The 7,586-nt window shown below is 65.5% G+C and carries 9 protein-coding genes and 1 tRNA gene; 3 read left to right on the top strand and 7 right to left on the bottom strand.

Annotated features, from left to right (window positions below):
• From AC6H42_RS30205 to AC6H42_RS30185, 5 genes are all read right to left on the bottom strand, one after another.
• Nucleotides 1-197: hypothetical protein (locus AC6H42_RS30205; RefSeq protein ID WP_497549648.1), on the bottom strand; the 197-nt coding region annotated here is incomplete at its 3' end.
• On the bottom strand, nt 190-1,431 hold the full coding sequence (locus AC6H42_RS30200; protein WP_497549647.1) for an ABC transporter permease: 1,242 nt from the start codon (nt 1,429-1,431) through the stop codon (nt 190-192). The genes AC6H42_RS30200 and AC6H42_RS30205, both read right to left, overlap by 8 nt.
• On the bottom strand, nt 1,421-2,122 hold the full coding sequence (locus tag AC6H42_RS30195) for an ABC transporter ATP-binding protein (protein WP_497549646.1): 702 nt from the start codon (nt 2,120-2,122) through the stop codon (nt 1,421-1,423). The genes AC6H42_RS30200 and AC6H42_RS30195 overlap by 11 nt, the downstream gene beginning before the upstream one ends.
• Complete coding sequence (locus AC6H42_RS30190; RefSeq protein WP_157200964.1) at nt 2,122-2,769, bottom strand: hypothetical protein; 648 nt, start codon at nt 2,767-2,769, stop codon at nt 2,122-2,124. Before AC6H42_RS30190 ends, AC6H42_RS30195 begins: the two co-directional genes overlap by 1 nt.
• Before the next feature lie 120 nt (nt 2,770-2,889).
• Nucleotides 2,890-3,525, bottom strand: coding sequence for a TetR/AcrR family transcriptional regulator C-terminal domain-containing protein (locus tag AC6H42_RS30185; protein ID WP_497549645.1), 636 nt, complete (start codon nt 3,523-3,525; stop codon nt 2,890-2,892).
• Nucleotides 3,526-3,594: 69 nt separating this feature from the next.
• Here AC6H42_RS30185 and AC6H42_RS30180 point away from each other — a divergent pair, with 69 nt between their 5' ends.
• A complete protein-coding gene (locus AC6H42_RS30180) occupies nt 3,595-5,043 on the top strand; it encodes an FAD-dependent oxidoreductase (protein WP_497549644.1) in 1,449 nt (482 codons plus the stop codon).
• A gap of 63 nt (nt 5,044-5,106) precedes the next feature.
• Nucleotides 5,107-5,182, top strand: a tRNA-Asn gene (locus AC6H42_RS30175).
• Nucleotides 5,183-5,291: 109 nt separating this feature from the next.
• On the opposite strand, the gene AC6H42_RS30170 is transcribed toward AC6H42_RS30175, so the two are convergent.
• Nucleotides 5,292-5,621 carry a DUF2322 family protein gene (locus AC6H42_RS30170; RefSeq protein WP_057155907.1) on the bottom strand — a complete coding sequence of 110 codons (330 nt, stop codon included), beginning with the start codon at nt 5,619-5,621 and terminating at the stop codon, nt 5,292-5,294.
• A gap of 308 nt (nt 5,622-5,929) precedes the next feature.
• Between AC6H42_RS30170 and AC6H42_RS30165 the strand changes: the two genes are divergently transcribed.
• Nucleotides 5,930-6,616, top strand: coding sequence for a DUF3334 family protein (locus tag AC6H42_RS30165; protein ID WP_057156114.1), 687 nt, complete (start codon nt 5,930-5,932; stop codon nt 6,614-6,616).
• A gap of 15 nt (nt 6,617-6,631) precedes the next feature.
• Here AC6H42_RS30165 and AC6H42_RS30160 read toward each other — a convergent pair whose 3' ends face one another.
• Complete coding sequence (locus tag AC6H42_RS30160) at nt 6,632-7,549, bottom strand: transporter substrate-binding domain-containing protein (RefSeq protein ID WP_157200963.1); 918 nt, start codon at nt 7,547-7,549, stop codon at nt 6,632-6,634.
• Nucleotides 7,550-7,586: the final 37 nt, after the last annotated feature.

Here is a 7,586-nt window from a genome sequence, read left to right as displayed (position 1 = left end):
CCGGGCCGCACCAGCACCTGGTAGCGCTTTTCCTTGTCCGGCTGGCCGTTCCTGAAGGTCTGCACCAGCGTGTCCAGCTGCGCCGAGGCGTCCGGCAGGCGGAAGGCGTCCGCCTTCTTCAGGATGGCCTGCACGTCCGTCGCGCCGGCGTGCCCAGCAGCCGCCAGCATGGCGGCGAGAATGAGTTGCTTAAACATGGGCGAGCGCCTCCACAACGGATTGTTTGGCAGCCTTGCGGCTGATGAACCAGGACGCCAGCGCCGACAGCAGCGCCACCGCAAGCACGGCGCCCGCATACATCGGTACCGACACCGACACCGCAAGCGGATAGCCGTTGCTGCGGCCGGGCGGCGGCGGCATCTGGATGCCCGCCAGCAGCAGGAACAGCGCCACGCCGCCCGCCAGCAGCATGCCGGCCAGTGCGCCGCCGCTGCCCAGCGCCAGTCCCTCCAGCGTGAACACGCGCATCACTTCGCCCGGCGTGGCGCCCATGGCGCGCAAGGTGCCGATTTCCCGGGTCCGCTCCAGCACCGCCATGGCCAGCGTGTTCGTGACGGAGAACAGCACGATCACCAGCACGATGGCGCCAAGGAAGCCGAAGATGCGGTCGTACAGGCCTTTCACGCTCTGATAGAACACGGCCTGCTGCAGCCAGGTGCGCACTTCCAGCGCGGGGCCGGATGCCTGCAGGGAGGCGGCGGTGGCGCCGGCGAGCGCGATGTCGTTCAGGTAGATGCTCAGCGTGCTCACCTTGTCGGTCAGCAGCAGCGCCTGCGCGGTGGCCAGGTCCACCATCGCCAGCCGCTTGTCGATGTCGGAAATGCCGGTGCTGACGATGCCGGTGACGTGGACGTCCACTGCGTTGAGGCTGCCGTTCACGGTGGTGGCCATCAGCGTGAGCACGCTGCCGGGCTGCGCGTTCAGTATCCGCGCCAGTCCTGTGCCGATCACCATGCCGGGCCCGTTGCCCGCGTCCTGTCCGGGCAACCGGCGGTCCAGCAGCTCGCCCGCTTCGCGTTTCATGAACGGTCCCTTGACGAGGAACTCCTGCGCAGCGTCCACGCCGGTGCCGAGGAAGATCTCGCTCTTGTCGCCATTGCTGATCAGTCCGGAGAACTGCAAGCGCGGCAGCACGCGCTTGACTTCCGGGCGCGCCAAGAGCTGCCGCGTCACGCCGGGGGCATCCCGCAGGCCGAATTCCAGCGGCATGTTCTCCACGCCGTTGAAGTGCCCGCGCGCGGCCAGCACCAGGTGGCCGGTGTCGCGCGCGCTTGCCTCGGCCAGCGACTCGTAGGTGTACAGCGCGAAGCCGCCGCCCAGCAGCGCGGCGGCAGTGCCAGTGGCCGTGATGGCCAGCGTGACCATTGAACGGCGCCGGTTGCGCATGGCGTTCTTTAGCGCCATCGACAGCCATTTGAACTTAGTGAGCATGGCGCGCTCCTTCGAGCAGCACGCCGTCGGCCAGCGCCAACGCGCGGTCGCAGTGGCGCATCATGCGTTCGTCGTGGGTGGCCACCAGGAATGTGGTGCCGTGTTCGTGCGCCAGCTCCTTCATCAGCCCGATGATTTGCGCGGCGGTGGCAGCGTCCAGGTTGGCGGTCGGTTCGTCCGCGATCACAAGCTGCGGTTGCTTGACCACGGCGCGCGCAATCGCTACGCGCTGACGCTGTCCGCCGGACAGCTGGTCCGGCCGATGCTTGCCCAACCCTGCCAGCCCCACGCGCGCCAGCGCGGCATCGACGCGGCGTGCGCGCTCTGCGGCCGGCACGCCCAGCAGGTAGAGCGGGAATTCCACGTTGTCGTAGGCGCTCATCACCGGCACCAGATTGAAACTCTGGAAGACGAAGCCGATGGTCTGGCGGCGCAGCAGCGTCTTGCGCGCATCGTCGGCCGCAAGCAGCGGCCGGCCGGCGTACAGCAGCTCGCCGCAGTCGGCCTGGTCCAGCAGGCCGCACAGGTTCAGCAGTGTGCTCTTGCCGCTGCCGGACGGGCCGGTAACGGCAACGATCTCGCCGCGCACCACGGCCAGCTCCACGTTGCGCAGCGCGTGCACGGTGTTTCCGCCAAGGGTGTAGGACTTGCCGATGCCGCGCAGCGACATCAAGGGTTCGGCGGCGCGCATCACAATCCCAGCTCCTTCAGGCGCGCTGCCGCCTTGGTGGCTTCCGCCGACTGTGGCGCTGCCTCCGCCAGCTGGCGCAAATAAGCCGCTTCGTCCGCACTGCGCCTGTCGGCTGCGGCTTGTTTGGCGGCCAGCGCCAGCAGGCGGGCGCGCACCGGCGCGGGGGATTGGGCAAAGACGGGAGACTTCAGCGCAGCGTCCAGCGCACGCAGGCCGCTGGCGCGGCGGTTCATGAAATCGGGCAGGGCGAGCAGGGTGTTGGCGGCCACCAGGCGCGTCTCTACGCTTTCGGGCGCGCCGCCGAACAGCACCTCGTCGTGCGCAGGCGTGAGCTGCGCCAGCGCCTTTTCGATGGCGTCCGCGCCGCTCTCGGCGAACTTCATCTTGTGCCAGGGCAGAAGCGCGTCGCGGCCTTTCAGCGCGGTGGCGGCGCCTTGGTAGGCGGCCAGCAGCGGATGGCCTGGGTGGCTTGCCGCCAGGGACTCGAAAGTGGCGGCGGCCGCGTCGCGCGCGCTGCTATCGCCCGCGGCGCCAGCCTGGAACTGTTGGCGTGCCTGGACAAATCCGGCCGGCGCCATTTCCTGGGGCGCGGCAGATGCCAGCAGGCAGGCGCCGCCCAGCAGCATGGCGAGGATGGTTCGTTTCATGGTGTGCTCCGGTGGTTGATCGATAGTGTCAGGCTAAAGATCAAGCGCAGCGGCAGCCACCGGCTTGCGACGAAACAGGGTTGGGCGGCGCCGAAACGCAGTGGCGGCGGCGCCGGTTTGTCAGGCCTCTGCGGCGATGCGTGCGGCCAGGCCGGCGATCATTGTCTCCATGCCGAAGACGAAGCGGGAATCGAAGTCAGGATCGAAGATGTGTTCGCGCGCATCAGTCAGGTGCGGGAACATGGCGTGCTTGCTGGCGAAGTCTCCGCCGCGCCGCATCAACTCCTTGGCGTCCAAGTGCTCGGGCGCAATGCCGCTTTCCTCGATCACGAAGCCCAGGATGAAGTACATGATGCCGAACGCGCCCCACGAAGCAGTGCGCGGATTGGCGCCGCCGTCGTGCAGCGGCGTCATCAGGGCCTCGCCCACGCGCATCACGTTTTCGGACACCACGTAGGTGCCGGCGAACACGCGCGCACCGTCGCGCCGCGCCAGCAAGGCCCGGCGTACTTCTCCCGCCACCGCCATCAGCCGCTGCTGCCAGGTATCGGCATCCGGTGCGCTGCGCGCTACGTCGTGCATCAAAGCATCCGCCATGCCGTCCAGCAGCACCTGTTTGCTGGCGAAGTGCCAGTACAGCGAAGCGGCCTTGATCTCCAGTGCATCGGCCAGGCGGCGCATGGTCAGGCCCTCCAGGCCCGTTTCATCCAGCAGTTCGAGCGCCTTGGCGATCACCGCGTCCTTCTGTATGGCCATATTCTTCTTTACATGGGTTATCTAACGATGTTAGTTTACCATACCTAACGATGTTAGATTGGAGAAAATATGAAACTCGAAGCGGATGTAATCGTGGTGGGCGGCGGCCCGGTGGGGCTGACTTTGGCCTGCGAACTGCGGCTGGCGGGGCTGGACGTGCTGCTGCTGGAACGGCGCGCCGAGCGCGTATCCAATTCGCGCGGCATGGGCATGCATGGACGCACGCTGGAGATGCTGGGCCTGCGCGGGCTGGCGCCGCGCTTCCGTGAGCGCGCGCTGCCGTTCAGCATCGGCCACTTCGCCGTGCTGGACACGCGGCTGGACTTTTCGGTGCTCGATCCGCAGTACGGCGTAAACCTGGTGATACCGCAGTCGGTCACCGAGGAGCTGCTGGAGGCGCGTGCCGCCGAATTGGGCGTGCGTGTGCAGCGCGGCGCGCTGGTGCGCGAGCTTTGGCAGGATGAAGAAATCGTATCCGTCGGCGGCGACATCGATGGCGCAGCCTTCACCGCACGCGCGGCCTGGCTGGCAGGCGCGGACGGTGGCCGCAGCCTGGTGCGCCAGCAGGCCGGCATTGCGTTCGAAGGGCATGCGGCCTCCGTGTACTCGATGCTGGGCGACGTGCGCCTAGGCGCACCGTTGCCCGGCAAGGCGCACACGGTAGTCAACCAGGCCGGCGTGCTGATGGTGGTGCCGATGGGCGACGCCTATCACCGCATCATCCTGATCGATGCGCAGCGCTGCCGCGAGCCATCGCAGCAGCCGCCCACGCTGGAAGAGCTGGCCGAAGGCGCGTGCCGCGTCGCTGGCTATGACTTGCAGCTCTCGGACGCGGTGTGGCTGTCGCGCTTCTCGGATGAAACGCGGCTGGCAGCCCAATACCGCAAAGGCCGCGTGCTGCTGGCGGGCGACGCCGCGCACATCCACATGCCTGCGGGCGGGCAGGGTATGAACGTCGGCATGCAGGACGCGTTCAACCTGGGCTGGAAGCTGGCCGGCGTGGTGAAAGGCGAAGCCGGCGCGGCGCTGCTGGACAGCTACGATAGCGAACGCCGCGCGGTCGGCCAGCAACTGCTGGTCAACACCATGGCGCAGACAGCGCTGCTGACAGCCTGCGACACGCGCGGCCTGGCACTTCGCCAGCTGATGGACGGCCTGCTGCGCGATCCGGCCACCAACCGTGCGCTGGCACTGGAAGTGTCGGGCTTCGGCATCAGCTACCCCGCCAGCCTGTCGATGGCGCCGGACGGCTGCCGTGTGCTGGAGCAGTGGACCGGTGCGCGCGTGCCGGACTGCCCGCTGCATCTGGCCAGCGGCGCGCAGGTGCAACTGCACACCCTGTTGCACAGCGGCCGCTGGCTCTACCTGCGCTTGTGCGACGACGCGCCAGCGGGCGTATGCGCACCGGGCCAGGTGCAAACGGTGCGCGCCACGCTGCGGGAGCCGGTTTCCGGGCTGGCCGGCGCCGCCGCGTTGCTGGTGCGTCCGGACGGCTACGCGGACTACGCGCTGGCCTGATCGAAAATATTTCGGCGGGCTCTGGTCAATTCCAAATCCCGCGTATATAATTCGGGCCTCAATTCCCTGATAGCTCAGTCGGTAGAGCGACGGACTGTTAATCCGCAGGTCCCTGGTTCGAGTCCAGGTCGGGGAGCCAGAACACAGAAAAGCCCAGCCTTAGCAGGTTGGGCTTTTTGCATTTTGCGCGCATTTTTACTGCGCTGTAGGAAGCTGCCGGCGGCAGGCGCCGGCTGGCCGGGCCGAGCTTACACGCTCTTCACCTGCAGGGTTTGATCTGCCGTCTTGATGTTGAACAGACGGTCGATGTTGGGATGCTTCCCCGGATTGGCACGGGCATCCTGGGTGTGTTCGGCATAAATCTTCAAGCCAAGTTCTGCCGCCTCGGGAGTAATCGCGCCCAGGGTCTCGGCCAGCCAGCAATAGACCCGGAGCGATCCCGCCTGGCCTTGCACATTTTCGATCTTTGCCGCTGGCGCGCCAGAGTGGTCGACCAGTTCGATTGCGGCAACCGCATCCCTTGAGGGAAGCAGGGAGAGGTTGTCGGAAAATTTTTCGCTGAAGTTTGGTAGCTGCATAGGTACTCTTGCAAGTTTTCATGTGGATAAAGCAGCATTTTGTCACATGTTTTAGCTCGCGGCAGCGCACATCGTCGACACCAACGCGGCGGCAATCACGATTTGCGATGGACCATTTCCCTTACCGGCTATCAAAACGTAACTTTTGATCGGCTTTCGCTATCAAATTCCCGCACACCATGCGCATTATGGCAACGGCAATTGCCCTGGATGGCTGAATGAGGTGGACGGCTGCTGCACCGGCCAGTATCCTTGCACTATGTACACGCGGGCAGGTTTCGCGAATGGAAAAAACAAAAGGGATGAAGATGGTAACGGATGAGAAGGTTGTATATGGCACTGAGGATTTGCTGACCAGTCTGTGCGACTCGGTCACGCGGGTGCTGAACATCGCAACGCAAAGCACGGTGCACTATTCTGCGATGGTGCAGCGGATCACCAAGGTTGGCCTGAAGCCCGATATCGGCTGCTTCGTGCTGTTCGACGGCGGTTTTACCGGCTTGGTGGTGCTGAACTTCGGTAAAGACACGGCGATGGAGCTGTACGAGCGCTACATGCTGCACATGGGCATGCCCAAGTCCGAGCTGGCCGGCTCGCACACCTCGGACGAAGTGTCCAACATCCTGGGCGAGTTGATGAACCAGATCGTGGGCGACTTCACCGGCAAGATCCGGCGCGAGCTGCAGACCAACATCACCCAGAACCAGCCGAAAATGCTGGTGCTGACCAAGCAGGTGATGCTGAACGTGGACACGCCGCTGGACCGTCCTGAGATGCGCCGCGTGTCGTTCTACACCGAGAAGAATAACGTGTTCTACCTGGAGCTGGCGATCGACCGCACGGAGTTCATCCGCCTGCACGACTTCGACCCGCATGAAGCGCCGGATCCGGACGCGCTGATGGACATGGACCATTCCAGCCCGTCGAGCGACAGCGCCGCCGCCTCGCAAGCGCAGGAAGACAACGACGAGCTGCTCAAGTCCCTGGGCATGTAAATTCGCCGGCGGGCCCTAGCGCGGCAGCAGTGCCGGGCAGAAGCCGTGGCGCGCTTCGAAGGGGTTGAGCCACAATTCCTTGCGCCCGAACAGGGCGGGGTCGAGCTGCCTGTTGGGCAGCTCGAAGCGTTTACGGGTGCACAATTTGGCGCGCCGCAGGTCGTTGCGGTGATATTGCAGTACCAGCCGTTCCAGCGAACCGTCCGCCAGCAGTGCCTCCATGCCCGCCGTGATGCGGCGGTGCAGCCGCTTTTCGCGCGGCGCCACGAAGAACAGCGACGGAATCCGGTCGTGCAGCAGCAGGGTTTCTTCCACTGCCAGGGCGGGATAGTCCGGCTTGTGGGTATCGTACTCGGCAAAGATCTCGTTTACGCCGCGCGGCAGGTAGTCGAAACGGCCGGCCATCAGCATCTGGAACAGGCCGGTGTAGCTGCTACCCGTGACCACCGTGAGATGAGCCTCTTTCAGCGACTGCAGCGTGGCCCAGGCGCTGCCGCTACCGGCCTTCAGGCGCGCCAGGTCGGCCAGCGTGCGCGTGGCGCGCAGTGCGGGCTGGCTTTTGGCGTCGATCAGGAAGATGCGCCAGGATTGCAAGCCCAAGTCGATCGGGACTGGCACCGGCTTCAGTTCGCGCATCCAGTCGGGCGTGGCGGGGTAGGCCGTCAGGTTGACCAGGTCGCCGTCCTTGAGTGCCTGGAACAGGCGCGGACGCTCCATGTGCGCCACCGCATGCCGGATTTGATAGGGCCCGAATTCGGGCACGGTGCGCTCCAGTACGGCGGTCAGCAGCGCATTCGCGTATTCTCGCCGCCGGTCGGCCTTGGAGACAGGCTGGTCGAAGATGACGACATCGACGGCAACAGCGTGGCCTGCCTCCAGCAGGGCTGCTGCCAGCAAGGCGCGAATGCAAAGACGGGCTATCGATTTCCGCATGGGGGCCACCTTACTGCATGATCGCGCCGGCTGTCCA

It is taken from the genome of Massilia sp. NBRC 108631 (assembly GCF_059704565.1).
This window is presented reverse-complemented; position numbering and strand designations above follow the sequence as displayed.